Annotated in this window: 22 protein-coding genes and 1 pseudogene; 11 read left to right on the forward strand and 12 right to left on the reverse strand. The window is 49.0% G+C overall.

Translation table 11 applies throughout. The features are described from left to right. Positions 1-10 precede the first annotated feature (10 nt). Both DP119_RS10820 and DP119_RS10825 read right to left on the reverse strand, forming a co-directional pair. Positions 11-1,237, reverse strand: coding sequence for a DUF819 family protein (locus tag DP119_RS10820; RefSeq protein WP_112233185.1), 1,227 nt, complete (start codon positions 1,235-1,237; stop codon positions 11-13). 292 nt (positions 1,238-1,529) lie between these two features. Beyond that, complete coding sequence (locus DP119_RS10825; protein WP_112233186.1) at positions 1,530-2,045, reverse strand: YfiT family bacillithiol transferase; 516 nt, start codon at positions 2,043-2,045, stop codon at positions 1,530-1,532. Between the two features lie 208 nt (positions 2,046-2,253). Between DP119_RS10825 and DP119_RS10830 the strand changes: the two genes are divergently transcribed. After that, positions 2,254-3,075, forward strand: a complete 822-nt coding sequence (locus DP119_RS10830) for a CPBP family intramembrane glutamic endopeptidase (RefSeq protein ID WP_112233187.1) — start codon at positions 2,254-2,256, stop codon at positions 3,073-3,075. A gap of 178 nt (positions 3,076-3,253) precedes the next feature. Here the strand turns inward: DP119_RS10830 and DP119_RS10835 are convergent, their stop codons facing one another. Further along, positions 3,254-3,928 carry a metallophosphoesterase family protein gene (locus tag DP119_RS10835; protein ID WP_112233188.1) on the reverse strand — a complete coding sequence of 225 codons (675 nt, stop codon included), beginning with the start codon at positions 3,926-3,928 and terminating at the stop codon, positions 3,254-3,256. Between the two features lie 229 nt (positions 3,929-4,157). Here DP119_RS10835 and DP119_RS10840 point away from each other — a divergent pair, with 229 nt between their 5' ends. From DP119_RS10840 to DP119_RS10855, 4 genes are all read left to right on the forward strand, one after another. Beyond that, entirely contained in the window at positions 4,158-4,676 is a 519-nt protein-coding gene (locus DP119_RS10840) for a TetR/AcrR family transcriptional regulator (protein WP_112233189.1), read from the forward strand. A gap of 72 nt (positions 4,677-4,748) precedes the next feature. After that, the gene (locus DP119_RS10845) at positions 4,749-5,909 is read left to right on the forward strand and encodes an MFS transporter (RefSeq protein WP_112233190.1); all 1,161 of its coding nucleotides are present in this window, start codon (positions 4,749-4,751) and stop codon (positions 5,907-5,909) included. Between the two features lie 115 nt (positions 5,910-6,024). Next, a complete protein-coding gene (locus DP119_RS10850; protein ID WP_112233191.1) occupies positions 6,025-6,477 on the forward strand; it encodes a VOC family protein in 453 nt (150 codons plus the stop codon). 75 nt (positions 6,478-6,552) lie between these two features. Further along, positions 6,553-7,188 (forward strand): peptidoglycan-binding domain-containing protein, encoded by a 636-nt coding sequence (locus DP119_RS10855; RefSeq protein WP_167399218.1) that lies wholly within the window; start codon positions 6,553-6,555, stop codon positions 7,186-7,188. Positions 7,189-7,341: 153 nt separating this feature from the next. Here the strand turns inward: DP119_RS10855 and DP119_RS10860 are convergent, their stop codons facing one another. Both DP119_RS10860 and DP119_RS10865 read right to left on the reverse strand, forming a co-directional pair. After that, positions 7,342-8,184, reverse strand: a complete 843-nt coding sequence (locus DP119_RS10860) for an aldo/keto reductase (protein WP_112233193.1) — start codon at positions 8,182-8,184, stop codon at positions 7,342-7,344. A gap of 217 nt (positions 8,185-8,401) precedes the next feature. Beyond that, the gene (locus tag DP119_RS10865) at positions 8,402-11,164 is read right to left on the reverse strand and encodes a M14 family metallopeptidase (RefSeq protein ID WP_240616423.1); all 2,763 of its coding nucleotides are present in this window, start codon (positions 11,162-11,164) and stop codon (positions 8,402-8,404) included. Positions 11,165-11,407: 243 nt separating this feature from the next. On the opposite strand from DP119_RS10865, the pseudogene DP119_RS10870 reads away from it, so the two are divergent. After that, positions 11,408-11,659 (forward strand): annotated as a pseudogene (locus DP119_RS10870) (amidase); the annotation flags it as partial. A gap of 168 nt (positions 11,660-11,827) precedes the next feature. On the opposite strand, the gene DP119_RS10875 reads toward DP119_RS10870, so the two are convergent. After that, the gene (locus DP119_RS10875; RefSeq protein ID WP_112233195.1) at positions 11,828-13,051 is read right to left on the reverse strand and encodes a DUF1572 domain-containing protein; all 1,224 of its coding nucleotides are present in this window, start codon (positions 13,049-13,051) and stop codon (positions 11,828-11,830) included. Between the two features lie 220 nt (positions 13,052-13,271). Between DP119_RS10875 and DP119_RS10880 the strand changes: the two genes are divergently transcribed. Further along, on the forward strand, positions 13,272-14,702 hold the full coding sequence (locus DP119_RS10880; protein WP_112233196.1) for a sodium:solute symporter family protein: 1,431 nt from the start codon (positions 13,272-13,274) through the stop codon (positions 14,700-14,702). A gap of 205 nt (positions 14,703-14,907) precedes the next feature. Here DP119_RS10880 and DP119_RS10885 read toward each other — a convergent pair whose 3' ends face one another. Further along, the gene (locus tag DP119_RS10885) at positions 14,908-15,363 is read right to left on the reverse strand and encodes a hypothetical protein (RefSeq protein WP_112233197.1); all 456 of its coding nucleotides are present in this window, start codon (positions 15,361-15,363) and stop codon (positions 14,908-14,910) included. Between the two features lie 318 nt (positions 15,364-15,681). On the opposite strand from DP119_RS10885, the gene DP119_RS10890 reads away from it, so the two are divergent. Both DP119_RS10890 and DP119_RS10895 read left to right on the forward strand, forming a co-directional pair. Beyond that, positions 15,682-16,638, forward strand: coding sequence for a calcium/sodium antiporter (locus tag DP119_RS10890; protein WP_112233198.1), 957 nt, complete (start codon positions 15,682-15,684; stop codon positions 16,636-16,638). A gap of 343 nt (positions 16,639-16,981) precedes the next feature. Continuing rightward, positions 16,982-18,511 carry an FAD-dependent monooxygenase gene (locus DP119_RS10895; RefSeq protein ID WP_112233199.1) on the forward strand — a complete coding sequence of 510 codons (1,530 nt, stop codon included), beginning with the start codon at positions 16,982-16,984 and terminating at the stop codon, positions 18,509-18,511. Between the two features lie 180 nt (positions 18,512-18,691). Here DP119_RS10895 and DP119_RS10900 read toward each other — a convergent pair whose 3' ends face one another. Then, the gene (locus DP119_RS10900) at positions 18,692-19,165 is read right to left on the reverse strand and encodes a YkvA family protein (RefSeq protein WP_112233200.1); all 474 of its coding nucleotides are present in this window, start codon (positions 19,163-19,165) and stop codon (positions 18,692-18,694) included. A 302-nt stretch (positions 19,166-19,467) separates the two neighbouring features. Here DP119_RS10900 and DP119_RS10905 point away from each other — a divergent pair, with 302 nt between their 5' ends. Then, positions 19,468-19,920, forward strand: a complete 453-nt coding sequence (locus tag DP119_RS10905; protein ID WP_112233201.1) for an OsmC family protein — start codon at positions 19,468-19,470, stop codon at positions 19,918-19,920. Positions 19,921-20,141: 221 nt separating this feature from the next. Here DP119_RS10905 and DP119_RS10910 read toward each other — a convergent pair whose 3' ends face one another. Then, a complete protein-coding gene (locus DP119_RS10910) occupies positions 20,142-20,468 on the reverse strand; it encodes a hypothetical protein (RefSeq protein ID WP_112233202.1) in 327 nt (108 codons plus the stop codon). A gap of 222 nt (positions 20,469-20,690) precedes the next feature. Between DP119_RS10910 and yfkAB the strand changes: the two genes are divergently transcribed. Further along, positions 20,691-21,821 (forward strand): radical SAM/CxCxxxxC motif protein YfkAB, encoded by a 1,131-nt coding sequence (gene yfkAB, locus DP119_RS10915; protein ID WP_112233203.1) that lies wholly within the window; start codon positions 20,691-20,693, stop codon positions 21,819-21,821. Between the two features lie 1,187 nt (positions 21,822-23,008). Here the strand turns inward: yfkAB and DP119_RS15850 are convergent. From DP119_RS15850 to DP119_RS10925, 3 genes are all read right to left on the reverse strand, one after another. Next, positions 23,009-23,149, reverse strand: coding sequence for a hypothetical protein (locus tag DP119_RS15850; RefSeq protein WP_167399219.1), 141 nt, complete (start codon positions 23,147-23,149; stop codon positions 23,009-23,011). Next, positions 23,146-23,457, reverse strand: coding sequence for a hypothetical protein (locus DP119_RS10920; RefSeq protein WP_112233204.1), 312 nt, complete (start codon positions 23,455-23,457; stop codon positions 23,146-23,148). Before DP119_RS10920 ends, DP119_RS15850 begins: the two co-directional genes overlap by 4 nt. Before the next feature lie 148 nt (positions 23,458-23,605). Beyond that, entirely contained in the window at positions 23,606-24,229 is a 624-nt protein-coding gene (locus DP119_RS10925) for a hypothetical protein (protein ID WP_112233205.1), read from the reverse strand. Positions 24,230-24,261: the final 32 nt, after the last annotated feature.

Consider the following 24,261-nt stretch of genomic DNA (forward strand, 5'->3'; position numbering starts at 1 on the left):
CCCCCGCCTCCTACATCATCGTCGCAAACCACAATCCAAGCGTCGTGCCGATGTAATTGCCGATCACGTAGCCAATCGTTCCGACCACCAAAATCGGACCGATCAGTTCGCGCCAGCCTTTCGCAATCGCCATCGCCGCAGCCGTGGTCGGGCCGCCGACATTGGCGTTAACGACCAATAAAATCTCTTCCAGATCGTATTTCAATAACTTCCCAGCTGTCAGTGACACCGTCAAATTGACGATGACAATAACCGCGACAAAGACCAGCAATAGGGGCGCGTTTTGGACGATTAACGGAATCGATGCCGGAATGCCGATGACCACGAAGAATAGATAGATCAAGAATGTCCCGATTTCCTGGCTACCGTTGATGCCGTCGAAGTAACGCGGGAACAACGCGAGCGCAAGGAAGGTCAAAGTTGTCAGCACCAAATACTGATCGCCGATCAAGCCGCTGAGCAAGTTCCAGCCGAATGCGACTTCTTCACCTGATGGAATGATACCCGCGAAAAACTCAGCGATTTTCGTCGCCACCACCACAAGGAAAAACGCTGTCCCGAGTGACATCGCCATATCTTTCAATGAAATATCCTGGCGCTTCCAGAAGTTTTCGGCGTTGGTCTTGCCGCCGTTCGACTCCGCTTCCCGCTCCACTTGCAAAACGTGCGGATGCGGGTACAATTTCCGGAAGAAACCGAATGTCGGAATCGCCATCAAAGTAATGAACACGAGCGCCATCATCAAATTGTCCGCCACGACTGTTGCAGACACCAAATCTTCCGGGGCATCGAACTTCGCCGTCATCGCGGCAAAATTGACGCCACCCCCGACGTAAGAGGCGCCCATCATGCCGCCGATGCGGTCAAGAAACGGAATCGTATCTTTCAGCAAGAAGAAGCTGAGGATAGTCCCGGCAACCGTCCCGATCGAACTGATCAGGAAAATCAACAGCATGCGCCCACTTTCTTTCCAGATTTTCTTGAAGTTGACATGGAACAGCAACAGCGGAATCGCAAGCGGCACAATAAACGCCCACACCGCGTCATATGCAGGCGACGCCGTCGGGATAATGCCGGTATTCGATAAAATAATGGCAAAAACAAGCGCAATGACAGCGCCCGAAATCTTCCCGGCCCAGCTGTATTTTTGCTCGAGCACAATGCTCATCGCCGCGACGATCACGATAATGCCCCAAAGCGTCAGCAGATCATCTGACTGGATCAATGAATTTTCCATATGTATTCTCCCTCCGCTCGCTACACGTTATGTGTCTGCAAGCTTTATTTAAATTGAAATCTTCATCTTCCAGTATCCTATTATTGTCAGATTATGTCGAGTAGTCTTGCAATTCATTTATGTTCTCATTCACGCAAAAAACCGCACCGGAAACTCATCAGTCTCCAGTACGGCTTTTCATATTTGAATTGTGTGGCGCATAGGGACATCATGCAACCAAAATCCCGTCACGCCAACATTCTCGCCACTAAAATTGTGTCTAACACAGGGACGCCTACAAACACAGAGACACCTACAGCTCCAACCCCAAAGCAATCCGGATATGCGCTAGATGATGCTCCTCGTGCCACGACAGTTTCGCCAGGTTTTCCGCCACGCGGATCTCGCCATCGGTTTCATGGGTGAAGACGCGCTCCAATTGCGTGCCCGTCACATAATTGCCGAGTGCGACGATGCGTTCGTTCAATCCTTCGAGTAGGCGAATCGAACTTTCCACCGGCAGCCGGTTGTCCGGGAGATAGGCCCATTTTTCCTGATCAAAGCCCTTCACAACCGGGTTGTATTCCGTCAGCGCCAACTTCAGCCGTTGATACATCGCCACTTGCGAGTCCGCAATGTGATGCACGAGCTGCCGGACCGTCCAGCTGCCTTCCCGGTAAGTCTTGTTCAAGTCCTCATCGTCCAAAGAATCCACCACCTCGCGAAGCCGCGTCGTGTAGCTATTGATTTCACCGAGCCACTTATCGACATCTTCACCGGTCACTTGTTCCGGCACATGCAATTGCCCGATTGGAAATTTTACATCCATTATTTAACCCCTTTTCCATCTTTATTTATGAAATACTCTATTCACGCTCAATATATCAATGGGGGCAAGGTTTGTAAACGCATGGCAGACATGCCTTGATATTTCGAAGCTTTCATCCATTCATTTCTTCCATCCCCAACACAAATCCGTGCTACTATAAAGGCAAAATCCGATCCATTCTGCACCTTACCGAAAGGCGGCGATAAGGATGTTCGAGGAAAAGAAGCCACGGTTCGTACTCGGTTTGATGACAGTCGCAGCCATCGTCTCGGTTTCCCTCATATTGCAGGCGGCCGGCAACCCATTCCTCAATAGCATTTTCATGTTGCTCCTGTTCTACACTGTCCTGCCTGGCTGGATTTGCAGCTATTACTTCCGAAAGCGCGGCGTGAAAATACGCCAGGTCTTGTTCTTCCGCGGCATTGCCCGCTGGCTGCTGCCGATTCTCGGAATCAGTATGCTCGTGATGGTGTTTTCCACCAGCATTTATTGGCTATTGCTGCGCGCGCTCATGGCGACCGCTCCGGCCCTGGTGGACTTGCTGCTCACGCCACAGCCGCTCCCCGATGTGTTATGGTATTTGGCCGCGACCGGTTTCATCATCGCCATCATCGCGCCGATTGCAGAAGAATTCGTCTTCCGCGGTGTAATCCTCAATCAGATGGCCGAGCTGTTCGGATTGTGGAAAGGCATCGGCTTCACCAGCCTGATCTTCGCCGTCTTCCACCTCAATTTTCTCGGCGCTTTCGTATTCGCGCTGATCGCGGCCTTGCTGTATGTAAAGACCGGGAATTTGCTGGCGCCCATTTTATTGCACAGCGCAAACAACGCGCTCGCCGTTTTCCAAGCGTTCGCCGGCGCTTCGTTCATGGACTGGCTGGCGGTGACCGGCGTCAGCGAGCTATACACGAAAGCCGCACCGAACCTCCTCGCTTTGATTGCCAGCACGTTGCTGTTGCTGCTCGTGATCGGCTGGTTGAGCCGGGGCTTGGCAACGGCAGCCCAGGCATCGGATAGACCGAACAGCTGATTTCTTGAGAACGAGCCCCATGCGTTTATGGATGAATGAAATAGGCCCGCGCCACCTATAGCGGCTAAATGGGGTGTTGTGCAATAAATTGTGTCTAACACAGGGACATTTCACACCTGAAATGCTGCAGCTGCAAGGATTAAGCCTCTCGAATTGTGTCTCGCACAGGGACACGAGCTCATTCTTTCTCCACAAAATGAACTTTCTCGCCCGGCAGCTCTAGGCAATTCAAGCGCCCGCCATAAAACGCGCCACCGTCGATTCCGATGATCCGGTTGTCACCGAAATAGACACTCGTATCTCTCGACCCTCTCAGCTTGAAAGCCGGCGTATGGCCGAAGACGATTTTCTTGTCTCCCATATACCCTTCATGGAATTCATCGCGGATCCACATCAAGACATAAGGATCCGTCTCTTGCACCGGGACTCCTGGCTGTACGCCTGCATGCACGAAAATATAGCCATCCGTTTCGTAATAAAACTCCGTCCCTTTCAAAAACTCCACATGTTCCCAAAACAATTCGCCCGCTAGAAGCTTCATGTCTTTGATGGAAGCGTCATAGCTCTGCAAGGCCGAAATCGCCCCGTTGCGCAGCCAGTTTCCTGCCGCGCCGGTCTCGCCTTTCGCCGCGTCCAGCATCATCTGGTCGTGATTGCCGCGCAGCACGATTGCGCCTTGCTTTTTCAATTCGATGACCCGCTCGAGCACGCCTTTCGAATCGGGGCCCCGATCCACATAATCCCCGAGCAGCACCAGTTGGTCTTCTGTAGCATCGTAGCCCACTTTCTCCAGCAATCTATTGAACAGCTCCAGCTCCCCGTGAATATCGCTGATGGCCAAGATCCGTTTCATCACGTTCCCTCCTCGTTAGTCGCAGCCACTCGATCATCCGATTGTGGCTCTCTTCCCTGCCCATGCATTCGCTTCATACCCCTTCCATCTTCATCCAATTCTTTTCCCTATCGCTTCACCGTCAAAACCGGCAAGAGCTTTCGGGTCAATGGCTTTTGCTTGCGCTCATCTCCCATAGCTGTTAATTTTAGAGTGACCGTTATATCTAATTCTATGGAGGATAGAGACCATGAGCACGAAAAAGGAAGATTTGCTTACCGCTGCAGAACAATTGTTTTACGAACACGGCTTCCACGCCATCGGATTGAAGGCGATCGTCCAGGAAGCGGGCGTGGCGCTGATGACCTTGTACAATCATTTCACTTCCAAAGACGACCTGATCCTGGAGGTCCTGAACCGCCGATCGCAAGTCTATATGGATTATCTCGAACAAGGAAAACAACAAGGCACGGGATCGGTTGCGGAACGGCTGGCGGCCGGCCATTTGAATTGGCTGAAGCAGACCGCTTCCAATGGCTGCATGTTCTTGCGCGCGAAAGAAGAATTCATGAGCGTCCCGGATCATCCGATCGTCCAGCTGGTCACTTCCCATAAAGAAGACACGAAGCGATTGTTCTTGTCGAACGGGCTGACGCCTGCTGAAGCGATGCGCTTGTCGCTGCTGTTTGAAGGCGCTGTCTCGCTTGCGGAAATCTCGCCGATGGATGAAGTGGAAGACGCTTTGATGGCATTGGTCCAAAAAATATAAGTAAGCGATCGCTTACTTTTTTTACCCAGTAAATATAATGACCGTTCTATCTAATTAAAGGAGATGATTTGCATGTGGAAAATCGTGTTACCCGGCATCGCCATGATCGGCGTCACCTATGCCTTCGCCAGATACAGTTTCGGCTTGTTCCTGCCGGAAATCAGCAGCGCCTTGAACCTCTCTGAAAGCCAGTCGGGGCTGATCGGTTCGGTGGCGTATGCCGCCTACACAATCGCCTTGGTGACAGCCGCTATTTTCATTCACAAGATGAGCGCCCGCCACGTCGTCTTGTATTCGGGGGCGAGCGCCTTTATCGGCATGCTCGGAATGGCGGCATCGCAAGGTTTCTACACACTCGCCATCAGTGCGTTTGTCGCCGGGCTCGGCAGCGGCTGGATCTCGCCTGCCTTCAGCCAAGTCGTCGCACAGTCGCTCGAGAGCCAGGAGCGTGACAGGGGCAATACGTGGATCAATACCGGCACGAGCGTCGGCGTCGTCGCGAGCGGCCCTGTCGCACTGGCATTTGCCGAACAATGGCGCTGGGGCTATGTGCTGTTTGCGATTTTGGCGTTCTTGACGCTATGGTGGAATGCACGTGCGATCGATCGTCCTCAAGAAGAATCGGAACAATCCACCGGCAGCCAGTTTAAACTGAGCCTGCTCGGCCAAGTACGCTTCATGATCCTTGCCGCGATCGGCATCGGCTTCAGCTCCTCCATCTACTGGACGTTCTCAAGGAGCTACCTGACCGAAGCGCAGGATTTCTCGACGGGCGGCAGCATGGTCTTCTGGATCATCATGGGCGCCGCCGGCATCATCGGCGGCATCGCCGGGACCATCATCCAACGCCTCGGGCTCGGCTGGTCTTATCGCCTGGGCGTGTTGGTCGCGACCGCCTCCCTCGTCACCTTGACCATCCAGCACCCTGCCGCCATCTACTTGTCAGCTGTGTTGTTCGGCATCTCGTTCATTTTCATGACAGGCTTGTTCATCGTCTGGGGCACGCGCCATTTCCCCAACACCCCTTCTGTCGGCGTGAGCTTGTCGTTCTTCTCGCTCGGCATCGGGCAATCGATCGGGTCGGTCGCAGCGGGCGTCTTGATCGACGGCCTGTCCTACCCGATCGCTTTCCTGTCCTTCGCGGCGATTGGCCTGCTGTTTGTCTTCATTAAAACGAATGCCCAGCCGGTTGCTACACAATCAAATGCCGCGCAGCCGGGCAAATCTGTATAGAAAATGAAAAAGGGAACGATGCCGATCCAGCATCGTTCCCTTTTTTTCGGAAGGAATCCACCGCTTTAACGAGAACTTTTAGGGCAACCACCATTTATAAAAAGGAGGAACTCCCATGCAAAATAATCAACTGCTCCGAATGGACAATGTCGGCATCGTCGTCGAATCGCTCGATAACACCATTTCGTTCTTCGAGGAAATCGGCCTGCAACTCGAAGGCCGCGGCATGGTCGAAGGCGAATGGGCAGGACGCGTCACGGGGCTCGGCGACCAGCAAGTCGAAATCGCCATGATGGCGACGCCGGACGGACACAGCCGGATCGAATTGTCGCGCTTTCTCAAACCGGCTGTTACCAGTGATCACCGGACGGCCCCTGTCAATGCGCTCGGTTACTTGCGCATCATGTTCGCCGTCAAAGATATCGACGGCATGGTCGCCCGTCTCATGAAGCACGGCGCAAAACTCGCCGGCGAAGTGGTGCAGTACGAAAACGCGTACCGGCTCTGTTATATCCGCGGGCCGGAAGGGATTCTCATTGGCCTTGCGGAACCGCTCGAGAATCAGTAGTTCGCGGATATTCCGTTGTTTTTGACAATGAAGCGGGTATACATGAAGCAAGTAATCATTCGGGAGGAATCCGCCATGAAGAAAGTTTGGCTTCCACTGCTTCTCGCATCCGGCTTGTTCGCTGCACTTCCCTTGTCTTTTGATTCGGCCGCTGCCGCAAGTCATGGATCGGCAACAGATGGCCAACTGCCCGAACTCCTCGAGAACCTGATGGACATCGCCCCGGAACATCAATTCACGCTGCGCCAAGGAAGCAATCGGATTGAAGTCGAGCTGCTGCAATGGACATTGAACGACTACGGGTTAAAGACGGAAGTCGACGGCATCTTCGGGCCTCAGACCGACCGGAACGTCCGGCACTACCAGCAAGATAAGGGCCTCGTCGTCGACGGCATCGTCGGCATGTATACTTGGGTCGCCATTTATGCCGAACACCAACAGCCTTCGGATGACACCGAACTTCCGGCCAGGCTGAAGAATGTAATGGACATCGCACCGGAGCATCAATTCACGCTGCGTGAAGGCAGCCACCGCATTGAAGTAGAACTGCTGCAATGGACATTGAACGACTACGGGTTGAAGACGGAAGTCGATGGCATCTTCGGGCCCGAAACCAATCGGAATGTCCGGCACTATCAAGAGGATAAGGGATTAAAGATTGATGGCATAGTCGGCGTGAATACGTGGACGGCGCTGTACGGGGAACATTAATTTTCTAAAAAAACACAAAACCAAAAGACCCGCCCCTCCCTAAACGGATTGGCGGGTCTTCTGATTGGTTGCAGAACCTGCTTTTTTTGAATGCAGTTCAGCACAAATCATATTCAAATAGCTACACCTCTGCTTTAGCCATTTATCTATTCATCAAAACTCCTCATGCGTCGCCGGATCCATATCAAACAACCTTCCATCCGGGCGGGACAACTCCGAAATCGCCGTCATTTCGCTGTCGCTCAATTCAAAATCGAAAATGGCCAAGTTCTCGCGCTGGCGCTCTGGCGAGGTGGAACGCGGAATCGACACCGAACCGATCTGGTATTGCCAGCGCAAGACGACTTGCGCGATGGTTTTGTGATGGGCCTCGGCAATCTGGCGGATGGTATCGTTCGTTAGGATGTCCTTCGCCCTCGCGATTGGGCTCCACGACTGCGTTTGGATATGGAGATCTGTATGCACTTTGCGCTGGTGCGCCTGGTTGAAAAACGGATGCAATTCCACTTGGTTTACGCTCGGTGTGACGCCGGTTTCTTTGATGATGCGCTCCAAATGCTCAGGCAGGAAATTGCTGACGCCAATCGAGCGGACGAGCCCCCATTTCTGTGCATCGATCAAGGCTTGCCACGCTTCCACGTACGTGTCTTGATTCGGCAACGGCCAGTGAATCAAATACAGGTCGAAATAATCCAGTTGGGCGCGGTACAGCGATTCCTGGATCGCCACCAAGGCTTTGTCGTATGGGTGGTAACGCCCCGGCAGCTTGGACGTCACCCACAGCTCGTCGCGGGGAATGCCGCTGCGCCGAATGCCTTCGCCGACCGCGCCTTCGTTTTCGTAATTATACGCCGTGTCGATCAAGCGGTATCCCGCGTTGATGCCGCTGCTGACGGCGTTCGCTCCGGCATTGCCCCACAGTCCGTATGTACCGAGCCCTGTCACCGGTAAAGTCGTGCCGTCGTTTAATGTCACTTCTGGAATTGCTTTTGCCATCTGCTCCCACTCCTCTCAAGTCTGTTTTCAGATTACTCTTGCATCTTCACGATTTCAAATTATTCGGCTCCCGAAATTCCAGCCAATAACAAAAAGGGATCCGCTCCATTATCGAATGGAGTGAATCCCGAATTGTGTCTAACACAGGGGCGTTCAGATGGACCGGCGCCCCTCTATCAAGGTTCCTGCCCCCGGAATTGTGCCTGACACAGGGACACTATCTATTCTTCTTCCCTTTTCCTTTCCCCTTCTCCACCACTTCCGCTTCAACGCTCACCGCATCGTAAATGGAGTTTGCGAGGAAACGGTAGCTGTGTTCGGTATGGGCACGGAACGCGAGAGAGTTGGCGAACAAATTAAACGTCGTCTCTCCCGCTTCAGCCGTGATGGCCATCGGTTGGCCTTGTGCCTGTTCATAGCCAGGCCACCAGCCGGCGAGGTAGAAATCGTCGCTGTCCCGGAAGCTCGCGAGCACGTCTGCGCCTTCTGGGACGCCAGAAATCCACGAGCCGGTCGTGACGTAGAGATTTTCTTGCTGCTCGTAGCCGGCCGTCAGCGGATGTTCCGCAACATCGGCTTTCACGAGCCCTTCGTGTCTGCTTCCGGTGCTCGTATACGCAAAGCCTGGAAGCAAGCCGCTCTTGCTCACTGCGTTCAGTGCAGGTGCTCCGATTCCGACAAAGGTTTTGCCAGTGACTTGATCTGCATTAAATGAAGATCCATCGCTGACGATGACATCCGCATCTGCAGCGTCCGTCAGTTCAAATCCAAGCTGGCGCAACGAGAAGTTCAATTGCGCAGAACCGGTTGCCGCAACGCTCGGCTGTTCCAATACTTCGGTTTCGGCGTTTTTGCCGTTGCCGAACACTTGCGTTTCAAAATAATAATCATCGGCATACGGGCGAAGGTCGTTCGTCGCGACGACGAAATCTCCGACGTCCGCTTTGCCTTTGCTTTCCGTCAGCACTTCCACTGTTTTGCCATCAGCAAGCAGCGCATTGACGACGCGGATTGCATCGTTCGTCGAGTTCTCGAGAATTTGTTTCGGCGGATTTCCTTTTACGGTGCTTGCCGGAACAACCGCTTCTTCAAGTTCCTGAGTTTTTCCGTCAAACACATTTTCAACACGCACTTCTTCCAGATCAAAGCCTCTCAAATCAGAGAAATTGACGACGATCGGGTCATACATCGCATCCCAATCGGAGACGTTATCGCCTTCATAGAGCATGGCGTTCGCCAAGCCGCGTTTCGCCTGGTCCATCGGCACGATGAATGTGCCTTCCGGATAGTTCACACCATCCACTTTTACAGATTTCACGGTCTTTTCGACTTCCACGCCGTTGCGGATCAAATACTCCGCCATCTCATACGCTTCCAACGCATTCTTCTGGTTCTTGTCATCTGTCGGAATCACGTAATAATCCGGGAAAAAGTTTTCATTGTCCCCGCGGTCGCGGCCGATCACTTCACCTGCCGCATTGACGTAATATTCATCGACGGCACGGTTATCTTCCCCGTCCACGCCGCGCTTGAAAATCTCCAATTGCTCTTTGTACAATTGGTCTTTATTGTCATGGACATAATTCGCCGCACCAAGACCACTTCCAACCAACGCATTATAGCCGTCTTGGCTGAGCGTCGGCACTTCGATCGTATGGCCGAGCGATCCGTGGAGCATCGCGTAAATTGCGGTGTACGCCGGTGTCATATCATCCCAACCGGAACCATAACCGTCTTTGGCAATGAAATAAGACGTCAGCTCGGAATTGGCGATGCCCGCCTGCCCCATCGCATTGGCTTGTTCCATCATATTGTCGATCAATAAATCGTATTCAAAGTTCGGATTATGCGGCGGTGTCGCCGGTTCGATCAAGAACCCGTCCACATAGCCGTGGAAATCCACAAAGGATAGCGGCGTCCATTTCGACAGCACTTCGTTGACCTGCTGCGTTTCCACTTGCGTCTGGTACGCATTGTCGCGGTTCAAGTCAAAGCCCTCAGCGTTCGCACGCGTGTTGGCCGCTCTGCCGTCCGGGTTGCTCGTGAACATATAGAGGAAAATCGCATCGTCCAGCACCTCATCCACGTTCAAGTTCTCTTCAAATTCCGTGTCGCCGTCTGTATTCATGAATTTCACTTCATCTTCCAAAGCGAATTTCTCCAACAACTCGACTTGCACATCCACGCCTTCCACTTCATCCGGGTGGATATTATTGAACCAGATCGGCACTTGGTAATCGCCCATCGTCCCGTTCTCGAGTTTTTCAATCAAGCTCTCCGGGTCTTCAAGTGCAGTCGGCAAAGTTTCATTCAAATATCGATCGACCGCTGCCTCATCTCGCGCCAAGATGACGAAATGAATATCGCGCCCTTCCACCGTCTTGCCGACGGTCTGGTACTCGAGGTAGCGGTCATTGTCCGCATCTTGTTCAGCGGCTTCGAAAATTTCATCGATTGCCGGTTTTAATTCATCGTAAAACTTGAACTCATCGTAGACGTTCAATTCGACGGTCGCTGCCGCTTTGTCGCCGCTTGCCGAATCAACTAGCGCCAGTTCATAGTCACCGATAAATTGCTGGTACTGCGTGCGGATCGTCCGGTTGGACAAATCATCCGTCCCGTACAGCAAACCGAATTCCAGCACTGCGGTGATTTTGTTCGTGCCTTCCACAAAAGAAGGCTCTTCAACGACCGTGATGAACGGGTCGCCATTGTATTGTTGGCCTTCTGTCCATTGCTGCCATTCAGAAAGCGGCTTCCCGCCAAATTGGAACTCCACATCTTCCAACTCGACCCCTTCGCCTAAATCAGCCGACACTTCAACGGTGCGCGCTTCGGTCAACGAAAAGACCGAACGGCTCACTTCAAGCGCAGTCGCTTGTTCCGTCACGCTGGCCCCCGTTTCATTTGCGGCCATTGTAGGCACAAACGCTGACAACACCAGCAGTACCGAGAGCCATCCTGCAAAAACTTTTTTCATCCACATAACACCCCTTCATCGCATAATTTTGTTACTAGCTCCTAATATAACAGAATATTTCGTAATCCGAAGTAGGTAAATGGATTAATTCTTAAAAATAGGACTTTATTCCAGTTATTGAAACATCTATATTTAAACTTCGTTAATTGTGTGGTGCACAGGGACATCACCGTACACAAACCCTTTCACAACAAGGTTTTCACCCGGACAATTGTGTGGCGCACAGGGACGCGTACGAATCCAGAAGGCATCGACCTCGTCATGGAAGAGCACCAGCTGGATGCACTGCTATTCCAAAACAACCGCGGCGCAGCGAAACCGGCACGGGCAGGCTATCCATCGATCACGGTGCCAGCCGGCTACACGAGCAGCGGGCATCCGGTTGGGGTGACGTTCAGTGCGCAAGCGTTCAGCGAAGCGCGGTTGATCGAACTGGCCTATTCTTACGAACAAGCGACACATAAGCGGATCGTACCGGATCTGGAATCGCACTGAAGCTTATAGACACGAAAAAACACCCTCCACTGAAGCGCCGGCAACACATCGGGCGCCCGGTGGAGGGTGTTTTCTATACTAAATTGTGTCTTACACAGGGACGTCTCGCTTTACAATTCCCTCTACATCAAGGTTCTTGTCCTCAGAATTGTGTGGTGCACAGGGACATCATCTCCTCGGAATATACGCATACGCTTGATCGTCTTCCGTCACTTCAACCAGCACTTCAGACGGAACCTCCTGCTCTTTAGCCTCTAGCTCATCAATCTTCACAGGCGCCAGTTCTTTCAGGCTCTCCAGATTGCGGTACTTCAATGCTTTCAGGCCGAAATTGATCTTCACTTTATAGTTTTCTTCAATGCTTTTCACTTTCTCTTCGATGCTTTGGATCAGGGAATGGTTCTCCGCCACGATCTCTGCCAAGGTCTGCGATTTCGCGTCGGCTTCCTCGTAGTTCCGGATGGTCCGCAAATACGGCTCATAGCATTCCTGGATGAATTGCACATTCAATAGCACGAGTTCCTGTTTGGCGTTGAAGCGCCCGATGAGTTGCTCGTACTCTTTTTTCACGGGGGCTTCCCCCCATTTCCGCAGCGTTTCGTGCTCCTTCAAGTTTTCGACGCTCGCAACGATCGCTTTCAAGTCTTTCGTCAGCACTTTCAAGTCCTGCAGCGTCGCCGTGTAAAAGCCTTCGATTTCCGCGTCTTCCACGCCGCCGAGTGTGATGCCGTTTCGCCGGAAGCGTTCGATGACTTCCTTGAAATAGCCGAAGCGCGCGTCGATCCTGCCGGCGAAATCGTGTTCCCGGTGCTGGATCAATGTCTCGAGTTTCTTCTCCATGCTCTTCAAGGAACTTTGGATTTCCATCAGTTGCTGCTGGCCGACCACGGTCGTCAATAGGCTCATGCTCGCATGGGCCACGAGCCCAGGGTTTACCCGCTTCACCAACACCGCCTGCTCGTATATCCCTTTCACGCCTTCTTTTTTCACCGCCGGCACATATCCCTTGCCGTTGACCCGCTCGATCAAGGTCATGCTCTTATCCTTCAAGCCCTTTACCACTTCCGGGCTGAATTCCACACGGAACGTCCGGCTTTGCCGGAAAATTACCGCTCCGTCTTTCAGCGTCTCAGCGATAACAGGAATCATATTCGCCGGAATCTCGATCCGGTTGTAGCCGCTCTTGACGAGTTCCGCATCCTCCACTTCCGTCACGACCGGATTCAACTGGCTGTCGTCGTCTTCCGGCTCCTCCACTTCAAGCTCTTCCGCCGCGCTTTCACGGGGTGTTTCTTCTATAGGTACAGACGCGCCTCTATTCTTTCTGAAATAAATGAAGACGCCAATTAACAGCACTATGATTGCCGCAATCAAGAGATAAATATATTCCATTCACTATCCCTCATTTCTTTGGTATTTATCATTTTACTAAAGAACTTGCCACAAAACATAGAAAGAAGCTTTCCGCCTGGCTGAACCTGTTAGCTGAGCGCGATAACATTAAAGCAATCCACGGCAATCCCTTCTTTCTGCCTTGACCTGAAAAGCAATTTTGATAGTAGGAGTTTATTTGATATGATTAAATAGATTATTCTGAAAAAGGAGGAATTAAATGGGATTAACATTTTGGACGTGGACCGTGATGATTGTGGCTTGCCTGTTCTTTATCGCCATGTCATTAAGATTCAGCAAACAGGCAGGCCTCAGTTTCGCTCATTATGCGATCGCCGGTGGCACCTTGCCGTTCTTCCTGATTTTGTTTACCGACATCGCGACGATCATGGGCGTCGGGAATTTCATCGGACATTCCGCCGAAGGCTATAAGATCGGCTTTGCCAATATTCCGTTCGTCATCGGCGAGCAAGGCGCCAAGGTGCTGTTTGCGCTCGTTTTTGCAGGTTTCGCTGCCCGTTTCACGTATCACACATTGGCGGAACTGATGCACGACCTCATTTTACGGGACCGCTTCTCAAGGGTCTTGATAGCCATTCTGACCTCCGCCATCATGCTTGCCTGGGTGAGCGGTCAGGCGATGGGGCTCGGTGCATTGTTCGCTACGTTTACGGGTGCCGATCCTCTCATGATGATCATCCTGTTTTCATTCGTATTTATTCTTTACACGACGATCGGCGGAATCTATTCAGTCGTTTGGACAGATTTCATCCAAGGGATCGTGCTCGTCGGTTTGGCCATCTGGTTTTACTTCCAGGTGTTCAGCGAAATCGATTTCAGCCTGGCCACCTTGCAGACGGGGCTTACGGATGTGGGGGCTGCAGGGCTGATGGAATTCAATTTGTCCATTATGGAAGTGCTGACGCTTTTCGTGACGGGCACATTCGGCGTACTCGCTGCCCAGATGTACTGGCAGCGCTGCTTTGCGGCCCGCAGTCCCAGAATGGCAAGCCGGGCGATGCTGTACAGCGGCATCCTGGCCATCATCTTCACGATCCTGGCGACCATCGGCGGGATGGTCGTCAAAATGAAAAACCCGGACCTCGATCCGAACAACGCGATTTCCTGGCTCATTCTTGAAGAGATGACGATGGTCGCAGCGCTCGCATTTTTCACGCTCATTTTCATGGCGGCCATTTCGAGCGCCTCTTCCTTACTCCATTCCGCTTCGGTCGTCATCGTCAACGATTTGATCATCCCGAATATGGAAAAGAAATCGGATGCTTATTATGTCAAGTTAACGCGTTATTTCGTAGCGCTCGTCGGCATTTTCTCCATCGCTGCAGCGCTACTGTCGGATTCGATCATCGGCCTGTTCTCCCTCGCCTACTCGATGACAGGCGGCGGGGTGATCCCGGTATTGATCGTCGGGTTGCTTTGGAAAGAAAAGCGCAGCTCCCCGTTTGTAATGGGGACAAACAATAGCCGCGTATCAGTGTGGGGCGGCCGCATCGGCATCATTTCCGGCGCTGTCGTATCGTTACTGTTCGGTATTTTATGGGGAGTGCTCGCGTCGGCTATCCTGACGGTTGTCGTCTCGCTGATCTTGCCGAATGCTCCCCGTGCGGAGCTCACTGCCGAATCCAATTAAACAACAAACGCCGCTCCTCCAATTCGGGGAGCGGCGTTTGAATTTGCTTTCTTGAGGACGGCATCAGGAATGATACATCCACTTCTTCATAAAAAGAACATTCAACTCCAAGAAATTGCATCTCGGTGTTGGATGTTCTTTTGCATACTAATGAATCAAGGTGAAAAATAATCAGGCCGTTTCCCCCCATGATTATCTTGTTGCTTCATTTATGGACAGCCGTAATCTCTCCCATCAACCGAACCCACTCTTCCCGCTTGAAATCATACAACTCCAGCTCCGTCTTTCTCAGAACCATATGGAGGCTGTCGAATTTCTCGTCCGACCGGAAGCGCCACCAGCTTTTCGCAGTCGATGTTTTGGCACCCGGCTCAAAGTACGTCAAGGTCATCTCCGGGTCGATGATGTCGTCCAACTGGTCGATGTCCAAAAGGCCGTGCGGGAAGTCGATATACAAGCCGAGCGCCGACTTATGGGGCGTGATGGAACCGATTTTATACGCCGATTGCGCGTCTCGCTTCTCAATCTCGTCACTCCACGGAACCGGCTTATCGCTTAAAATCAATAGCCGGCCGTCCTCACTCGTTTCAACCCGGCAATTCGGCAGCCTGTTAAAGACATCTGTCATCTCGCTCATTTTCTGTTCGACCATTCTGTTCATTTCGCTATCCACCCTTTCAACTCATCCAACATTTATGAATGCTGCCCTTGCTCCTAACCAAGGCTACATCGTTCATTTTCTGGTTCACTATCTATTATTCTATCACGCACTCCTCTTTCCCCCGTGTTTAAGTTTTATTTCTCCTGAAAGGGCTCAAGCCTCCAGCCATTTCTATCAATAGAATAGAATGAATTTATTCCTTTATTTCTAATATTATTCCGCTCAATATGGACGGGTTTTCAAATCGTTTAAAGGGTATGATCATAGAAAGGAGTAAGCAATCTTTCTTAAAGTAAACATAAAGGACGTGATCACCGGATGACTTACGTTTTATTGCTGGTCGGATTCGCCTTGTTGATCAAAGGCGCCGACTTTTTCGTAGAAGGAGCGTCAAAAATAGCGCAAAGTCTGAGGGTTTCGCCGTTATTGATCGGCTTGACCGTTGTCGCGTTCGGCACGAGCGCCCCGGAAGCGTCCGTCAGCTTTATCGCAGCCTTGGAAGGAAGCAGTGAAGTCGCGATCGGGAATGTCGTCGGCAGTAACATTTTCAATATCACGCTCATCCTAGGTGCCACCGCACTCGTTTTCCCATTGATGGTCCAAAGCGATACCATCCGCAAAGAAATCCCGTTCGCCTTGCTCAGTGCTGTGGCCTTGCTTGTGTTGATCAGCGACCGGCAACTCCAATCTTTGGACACCAATCTTATCACCCGAACTGAAGGCATCGTTCTGTTGCTGTTCTTCGCGATCTTTCTCTATTATATCTTTGAAGTGGCACGGAAAGACCGCCGGAATAGCGAAGACACGCACGCCGACGAAGCGAAAAAACACTGGATCAAGAATTCGCTGTTAACGGTTGGCGGGCTTGCCGGCATCATTTTCGGCGGCAGCCTCGTCGTCAATAACAGCATCGAGATCGCCCTATCACTCGGGATGAGCGAGACCTTGGTCGGCTTGACGATCGTCGCGGTCGGCACATCCCTTCCCGAGTTGGTCACTTCCATAACGGCAGCGCTGAAAAAACAAGTCGACATTGCGTTAGGGAATATCATCGGCAGCAATATCTTCAACATCTTCTTTGTGCTGGGAACTTCAGCCACGATCCACCCGTTAACCGTCGATTCGAAGATCTTTACCGACATCTTCCTGATGATCGCCGTGACCATCCTGTTGATGGTTCTCTCACGGACCAAGTACACGGTTTCGAGGGTCGAAGGCGCGTTCCTCGCCGCCATCTACATCGTTTACCTGATATATATTATCTTGCGGAATTAACCGCAATAGAAACACACAAGCCAAAAGAGCAGCCCCTGATTTCCAAGGGGCTGCTCTTTTGGCTGTGCCTCCCCTAAACCATTTACAGTGGCGAATAGAAAACCCCATCCCGAATAGTCCGTGCTTAAAATAAAGACCAGCACGTAGCGGTTCGGACCGTTTCTTTCATCGAGATGCCACTTTCTTGCTTGAAACCCCTCGATTAAGGATATAGTAGCTGTACAAGGTTATTTCGTCCGGTATCACGTGCTTTGAACTTTTCCTATCCCCGATTCTATCGCTTTACCCGATACGTTAATTCAAATCCATCAACAGGCGTGATACTCATTAGGAGGTCTCTATCATGAACCCACAAATCTTAATCGTCGGAGCGGGCCCCACCGGCCTGGCGCTGGCCTATAGCCTGGCGCGACAAGGCGTGCCGTTCCGCATCATCGACCGGAACGCAGGAACCGGCACCGCCTCGCGTGCGCTCGCCGTGCATGCGCGCATATTGGAACAATACGACCAGCTCGGCCTCGCCGAACGCAACATCAAGCGCGGGCATCCGATTCTGTCGCTCGATGTCAGCGACGGCAAACAAGTCCGGGCCCACATAAAATTCCACGAACTCGGCAAAGGGCAGAGCCCGTTCCCGTTTATCCTGAGCTTGCCTCAAGACGAGCACGAAGAAATCCTCGTCGACGAATTAAGCAAGATCGGCGTCGAAGTGGAATGGAACACGTCCATGCTGTCGTTTGAAGACACCGGGCAAGGCGTGAAGACCGTGTTGCAGCAGCAAGGGCAGCCGGAAGAAACAGCGGAATTCGCCTATCTATGCGGATGCGACGGCGCCGGCAGCATGGTCCGGAAAGGGCTCGGATTCGACTTTCCGGGCGGCACGTACAAGCAATTGTTCTTCGTCGCCGATATCGAAACCGAAAAGCCGGTCGACGATATGGAAAAGATGGACATGTACATGGACGAAGACGGCTTCATGCTCTATATGTCCGTCCGCAATGCCCAGACGAAACGGATCCTCGGCATCGTGCCCGAGGAATTCTACGAACGCAGCGATGTCACCTACGAGGAGATCAACGATTATATCGTCAATAAAATCCGGGTCAGCGCCGCAAAAGTCAATTGGTTCTCGACCTACCGCGTGCATAACCGCGTCAGCGAGCGATTCCAAAAAGGGCGCATCTTCATCCTGGGCGACGCTGGCCATCTGCACAGCCCGACCGGCGGCCAAGGCATGAACACCGGCATCGGGGACGCCATCAACCTCGGCTGGAAACTCGCAGCGGTGGTCCAAGGGAAAGCCGCTCCTAGAATACTGAGCACCTACGAACAAGAACGCATCGCCTTTGCGCGCCGTCTGATTGCGACGACCGACAAAGCATTCCAGACGATCGTCAATCAAAAACTGCCCGGGACTTTATTGCGGGAGTATGCCGTCCCTTACGTCTTGCCGTCCGTCTTCAAGTTTTCGTTCCCGTCAAAAAACGCATTCAAGATCCTGTCCCAAATCCATATCAATTACCGCAGCAGCCTGTTGAGCAAAGGCAAAGCCGGCAAAATCTACGCCGGCATGCGCTTGCCGTGGATCGAAACCGCAAACGGCGATAACTTCGCGCCGCTACGCTCCGTCGATTGGCAAATCCATATCTACGGCAAAGCGACTCCTGAGCTCATCGATTTTGCCCGCTCGAAGTCGCTTGAGGTCCATGAGTTTCCTTGGGAAGCTAAAATGAAAGACGCAGGATTCAAACAAGACGCGCTCTACTTGATCCGGCCTGATGGCCACGTGGCGCTTGCGACTGACAAGCAATGGCTACGTGTGCTGAACATGTATTTGGAGGCCTTTGGGATTGTGGCTTTTGGAGCGGAGTGAAATAGTAAAAGAGGCTAGAAGAATGAATCCGTCGTAGGATCATTTCTCTAGCCTCTTTTTACTTTATGCGGATGAATAAGAAAAGCTACATTATAAATATTGATGCAGCAGGTGTGATATTGCTAATTTCTACGCATGCTTTTGCTCACTTCGAATTGTTTACAGCACAATGTCAAAGTATTACTTTGTGGAAGCTTCCTCAGTATTCCAATCAACGTTTGTCTCTTTCCACAATTTAAATTTCTCTAAGTCTTCAGCAAGCTGCTTAATCGCAAATGCAATAACCGCTGCGTCATCAATATAGCCAGCGCCCACAATAAAATCGGGTATTAAATCTACAGGAGACACAAAGTAAATGATTGCAGAGATGATCATGATAATCGACTTTTTAGGTATTTCTTTATACGTCCCTTTATACCAAGCTTGAAGAACTTCAAGTAATAATTGGAGTTTTTCTATTATCTCGTCCAAAGCATCCTTATTAGTTTCTGCTTTTTGAGTAGCTTCGTTAAATAAGTCTTTCACTTTTTCTTTATCATTAAAATATTCACGAGCTTTAGATTCATATTTTTTATATCCCTCTTTGTATTTCTCCCTGTTCTCATTAGCTATCTTAAAGAAGTTAAAATTCTTTTTCTTACCCTCTTCATACATTTGAACATCCCCTTATTATTTGAATTCCTTCATATTATACTTGCATTAAATATCCCACTTAATTTAATGAATGCATTAATATTTTGGATAAAATTAGCAGTTGCCTGTTGGTGCACAGTTCATTTGGAGAGACTTAATAAGCTATATACTAAAGCGGCGATACTCTTTTTGAGATTAAACGTCGGTGATATGACATTGAGTAAATCTCAAGTAGTTTAGTATGGTTCTTCAATAATCTTGCAATTTGAAATCATTAATCTATAATTAAGCTTTTATGTTCACCATAGAATAGGAGTGTTGAAATGAAAACAGAACAGTTAGTAAAAATGGAAACGCGCGGGACTTGGGAAGGGAATTTAAAAACGTCTATTTATGCTAGGGAATTTGAACCTTTTGTTATCGATGAACCGAAACACCTCGGAAGTACTGATGAAGGGCCGAATCCACTTGAATACTTATTAGGCGGATTGACTGGCTGCACATCCGTCATGATCGGCTTGATTGCGAAGGAGCAGAATTTTTCCTATGATGGCATCGAGTTCAAAAACAGCGGCACCATCGACGCACGCGGCATGAGAGGCGTGGAAGGCGTCTCTACTCATTTTCAAACTGTCAGTTTTGAAGCGATTTTTTCAACAGATGAAAGCGAGGATCGCCTGGAGGAATTGAAAAAAGAAGTGGAAAGAAGATGCCCTATCTACAATATGATTGTGGATGCTGGGGTTGCGATTGAATCTAAGTGGCATAAAAAATAATATTATTAGCTATCTTTACGAATAAACTGAACCCTAAATTGCGGCAATTCTTGTGTCTACCATTTGGGGTTCAGTTTACATACGAATCATGAGGATTTTTTCGATTCCACTACAAAAGCCGTATCCATTAACCATTGAGGTTTCTGGATACGGCTTATTTTGCATACAGTTGCAGCTCACACCCTGAATCGATTTCGACACAGGGCGATAATTTATGTGAATCAAGCATTTAATTTAAAGCGTTTTGCCTTGCCATACATACTTTTTCTGGCTGATAGGTCCTTCAAGTCGGCAATAATCACCTTCGGGCTTGAAGGGCCCAGTATGGTCGATATATAACTAACTTTAAATGTATAAGTAGCTTTTAACCGGAAGTTTCGATATTCAGGCGAGCCTTCCGTAGTCGTCCAGTAAAAAACATTGCCATCTGTATCTATTAAAGAGACGACCCGATGTTCGTCGTTTGTAAAGCATGACAAAAACTCAAGATCCCTCGTATATTCCATTCCTTTTTCGAATCCGTTCACTTCTTTGATCGCTAGCACCATCGAAATCCACCTCATCCCATAGTGATATGCTTTTAATATACCAGAACAAACGTTTGATTACTAGTAAAAAGCTCAAAAAAATAGAATATTTAGTTAAAAAATGATAAAAGAATAAATTAAAGTAGTTCACACCCTTTATTGCACTTCAAAACAAGCTCTTGCGTGAGCCACAGGAAAAGCGCATACTTAAGAGTCGAAAAAATGATTAGGAGTACGATACATATGGAAAACCAGGTAACAACACTTAAACAGATCACCCCTCAATACGATCCATGGGAAGCGTATATGGATATCGAAGACCACGGGAAACTGACGCTATCCAGCATCGAGTTCACCACGACTTATTTATGCAATATGCGCTGTGAACATTGTGCGGTCGGCTATATGCTCGCGCATAAGGATCCGGACGCGCTGCCGATCGAGTTGCTGTTTTCGCGCCTCGATGAAATCCCTCATTTGCGGACCATCAGTTTGACGGGCGGAGAGCCGATGTTTTCGAAAAAATCGGTCGCCAATTATGTCTTGCCCCTCCTGAAATACGCCCATGCACGCGGCGTCCGCACCCAGATGAACTCGAACCTGACGATGCCGCTGGACCGCTATATGGAAATCGCGCCTTATTTGGATGTCCTTCACATTTCCCATAACTGGGGCACCATCGATGATTTTGTCGATGGCGGATTTGCCAATATGGAACGCAAGCCGTCACGTGAACGGCGGGCTGAACAGTTCCAGCGCATGATCGACAACAGCCGGGCACTCGCAGAAGCAGGCGTTATGGTATCGGCAGAAACGATGCTGAACAAACGGACCCTGCCTCATCTGAAGAGCATACATAAACAAATCATTGAAGAAATGAAATGCGCGCGTCACGAAGTGCATCCGATGTACCCAAGCGATTTCGCCAGCCAATTGGAAGTGCTGTCGCTCGATGAAACTAGAACAGCAATCCACGATTTACTGGATGCCCGCGATGAAAACGTCTGGATGCTCTTTGGTACATTGCCGTTTTACCCGTGCAGCCAAAACGACGAAGACATTCAACTCCTGAACCGCATCCATGCGAGCAAAAACGTCACCGTCCGCAACGACCCAGACGGACGCTCACGGCTCAATGTGAATATCTTCACCGGCGAAGTCATCGTCACGGATTTCGGCGACACACCCGCGATGGGCAATATCCAGAAGGATTCACTACCAGCGATGCTTGATCGCTGGTTGGAGCGTCCATTAGCCAAAACGATTGCCTGCCACTGTCCAGCAGCCAAATGCCTCGGACCGAATTTATTGGTGAAAGATGCCTACTATCCGGACATCGATTTCACTGTCCAAAAATCGAGAATTACCGTTTAAATGAAAAGCCCGATCCAGTGTGGAAACTTCCTACCGGATCGGGTTTTTGCGTTTCAAGAAATGCATTTAAAGTGTTGTCTCAAATCCACATCAATTCCCGCAGCAGCCTTTTAAGCAAAGGCAAACCGGCAAATATTACGGTGGCACGCGCTTGACGTGGATCGAAAGCGCAAACGGCGATAATTTTGTGCCGCGGCGCTACGCTCAATTGATTGGCAAATTCACATCTACGGCAAAGCGACTCCCGAACTCATCGACTGTGTCCGCTCGCAGTCGATTGAGCTCCATCAGTTTCCTGGGGAAGCTAGAATAATAGACGCCATATTCAAGCAAGACACACTATATTTTACCCGGCCGGATGACCGGGTGCGTGTTTTGAACATGTGCTTGAAGGTTTTTGGGATTGTAGCTTTTGAGGCGGAGTGAGATAGAAAAAGCAGTTAAAACGCCCACCGCTGAACCACCAGCATGCAAGTGCCAGCAGTTCAGCAGAGGGTGGTGTTTTTCGATATAATTATAACTATCCATTTTTCTGCAACACATACATCTTAGCATCTCCCACTACTTCAACGAGCACCTCAGACAGAATCTCTTATTCTGCCAATTGCTGTTGGCTGATTTCCTTCAACGCCAGTTTTTCAAAATTTCTAAATCACTATATTTCAAAGTCTTGATATCGAAATTAACCCTCACTTTGTAATTCTCTTCGATGACCACAATTAATCAGGGAAAATAAACCGGTGTTGACAACAATCAATTATTTTTTAAGAAATCTGCAAATATTATCAAGCTCAATTTATGTTATAATCCAGTATAGAATTAAACATTTAGGTTAGGGACAGGAGCAGTCGGTTCGATTCCGACATTAACTATCCTAACTATAGCTTCATTCGCCTTCTTAACACTAATGAGATACGGAAGTTACAGACTGTTGTCTAAAGCCGAAGTTTCAAAAAAGGGGGAGTTGCCTGTGAAAACAAATTCCTGCAGTAGGTTATTTGTATTGCTTGCATCAATGAGTGAAACTATTTGGGCGAATGCTGTTGGGCAGTTAGCTGGGCTTGCCCTGTCCTAAGTGTTTAATCGATAGCCCCACTTTAATAAGCTCCCATTGATGAGATTATGAACCTCATCAATGGGAGCTTATTTCAATTTCTCTTATCGCTATTCATTAGAGAAGTTTTATTTTACTTAGCTTTCTGATTGTTTCTAGCCACCTCTATAATTGCATTTAAAAATTCCCATAAAGCATCTTTTATAGGTTCTTTATTATTCCAAATCCAATTTTTCAAAAAACCAAAAATCTCAATTATTTTCACTGAAATCACTTATCCCACCACTTTTCTTTTAACATTTCTAATGCTATCTTTCTCATGAACTTACTTTTACTATTAATAGAAATATTTTTCAGAAGTTCGATTGCAATGTCTTTATTTTGAACTTCCGAGTTTACACTCAGCAACTCAACAGCTTGTTTATACAACTTGCTTTCATCTACTTTAATTTTGTTATATTTAGGTAAAACACTTGGTGGACTTAGCTTATTTTCATATAGAGCAATTTCCATAATTTGTTTATTATAACTTTCTTCTAATTGCTTGATTTCATCTATTTCTTCCTTGGTGACTTTTTCCACAAAATCCCCCTCCTTACTTCAATTTTTCATGCAATCTCTATTAATGAATATTGATTAACTAAAACACAGCTATTTTTATAAACTTTTGCTGTTAATTTTTTGATTTGAGAGAACCCGATCTTCTTCAATTACATTAAATAAAGTTTTTTTATCGTCCACCCTTATACACTTTTATACGACCCTTATCAGGAACTTCTCGGAAGTTTAAAAAAGGTTTCTTCTCTTTTTTAAACAAGGGATTTTTAGTATATCCTATTTCTTTTAAAATTTGATCTCTCTGTTTTTCTAACTCTCCATATTTTTCATTATTGAACTGCGCTAATAGTATCTTCTTTTTAATTTTATGCAACTTTTCATGCAAGTCACTAATTCTGTTTATTTCACTATAAACTTCATTACACTTTCGGAAGTCCTCAACCTCTATTTTCGCTAAATATTTAATTATAGCTTCTTTTTTTATGTGATGTATTTTCTTTATCATCACAATTGACGGAGACTTTAGACCTGCTGGATGGCCAATATAAACTGAATCTACTCTTATCTTCTTAGCATTTTTTCCTTCTTCTGCTTTTATCATTTTTCTCTTAGTCTTTGCTTTGATACTCTGAATAGAACTTTCTTTTATGTCGTTTTGAAAAAGGGGGTTAATTTCCTCTTCTTTGCTTGAACTTCTGATTTGAGAAAAACTATAAATACTTTTTTCTTGCTTCAAACAAATGGCAGGTACAATTTTTTCAGCAGTAGTTCTTATTAAATAGATTTCGCCATTCATAATCTCACCTCAATGAATATGTCTCCACAAAA

The organism is Planococcus maitriensis (assembly GCF_003289925.1).
GTDB lineage: Bacteria > Bacillota > Bacilli > Bacillales_A > Planococcaceae > Planococcus > Planococcus maitriensis.

Coding starts and splice junctions, on each gene's coding strand:
- DP119_RS10820 (WP_112233185.1), bottom strand. CDS start 1,237: ATGGAAAATTCATTGATCCAGTCAGATGATCTGCTGACGCTTTGGGGC.
- DP119_RS10825 (WP_112233186.1), bottom strand. CDS start 2,045: ATGGATGTAAAATTTCCAATCGGGCAATTGCATGTGCCGGAACAAGTG.
- DP119_RS10830 (WP_112233187.1), top strand. CDS start 2,254: ATGTTCGAGGAAAAGAAGCCACGGTTCGTACTCGGTTTGATGACAGTC.
- DP119_RS10835 (WP_112233188.1), bottom strand. CDS start 3,928: ATGAAACGGATCTTGGCCATCAGCGATATTCACGGGGAGCTGGAGCTG.
- DP119_RS10840 (WP_112233189.1), top strand. CDS start 4,158: ATGAGCACGAAAAAGGAAGATTTGCTTACCGCTGCAGAACAATTGTTT.
- DP119_RS10845 (WP_112233190.1), top strand. CDS start 4,749: ATGTGGAAAATCGTGTTACCCGGCATCGCCATGATCGGCGTCACCTAT.
- DP119_RS10850 (WP_112233191.1), top strand. CDS start 6,025: ATGCAAAATAATCAACTGCTCCGAATGGACAATGTCGGCATCGTCGTC.
- DP119_RS10855 (WP_167399218.1), top strand. CDS start 6,553: ATGAAGAAAGTTTGGCTTCCACTGCTTCTCGCATCCGGCTTGTTCGCT.
- DP119_RS10860 (WP_112233193.1), bottom strand. CDS start 8,184: ATGGCAAAAGCAATTCCAGAAGTGACATTAAACGACGGCACGACTTTA.
- DP119_RS10865 (WP_240616423.1), bottom strand. CDS start 11,164: ATGAAAAAAGTTTTTGCAGGATGGCTCTCGGTACTGCTGGTGTTGTCA.
- DP119_RS10875 (WP_112233195.1), bottom strand. CDS start 13,051: ATGGAATATATTTATCTCTTGATTGCGGCAATCATAGTGCTGTTAATT.
- DP119_RS10880 (WP_112233196.1), top strand. CDS start 13,272: ATGGGATTAACATTTTGGACGTGGACCGTGATGATTGTGGCTTGCCTG.
- DP119_RS10885 (WP_112233197.1), bottom strand. CDS start 15,363: ATGAACAGAATGGTCGAACAGAAAATGAGCGAGATGACAGATGTCTTT.
- DP119_RS10890 (WP_112233198.1), top strand. CDS start 15,682: ATGACTTACGTTTTATTGCTGGTCGGATTCGCCTTGTTGATCAAAGGC.
- DP119_RS10895 (WP_112233199.1), top strand. CDS start 16,982: ATGAACCCACAAATCTTAATCGTCGGAGCGGGCCCCACCGGCCTGGCG.
- DP119_RS10900 (WP_112233200.1), bottom strand. CDS start 19,165: ATGTATGAAGAGGGTAAGAAAAAGAATTTTAACTTCTTTAAGATAGCT.
- DP119_RS10905 (WP_112233201.1), top strand. CDS start 19,468: ATGAAAACAGAACAGTTAGTAAAAATGGAAACGCGCGGGACTTGGGAA.
- DP119_RS10910 (WP_112233202.1), bottom strand. CDS start 20,468: ATGGTGCTAGCGATCAAAGAAGTGAACGGATTCGAAAAAGGAATGGAA.
- yfkAB (WP_112233203.1), top strand. CDS start 20,691: ATGGAAAACCAGGTAACAACACTTAAACAGATCACCCCTCAATACGAT.
- DP119_RS10925 (WP_112233205.1), bottom strand. CDS start 24,229: ATGAATGGCGAAATCTATTTAATAAGAACTACTGCTGAAAAAATTGTA.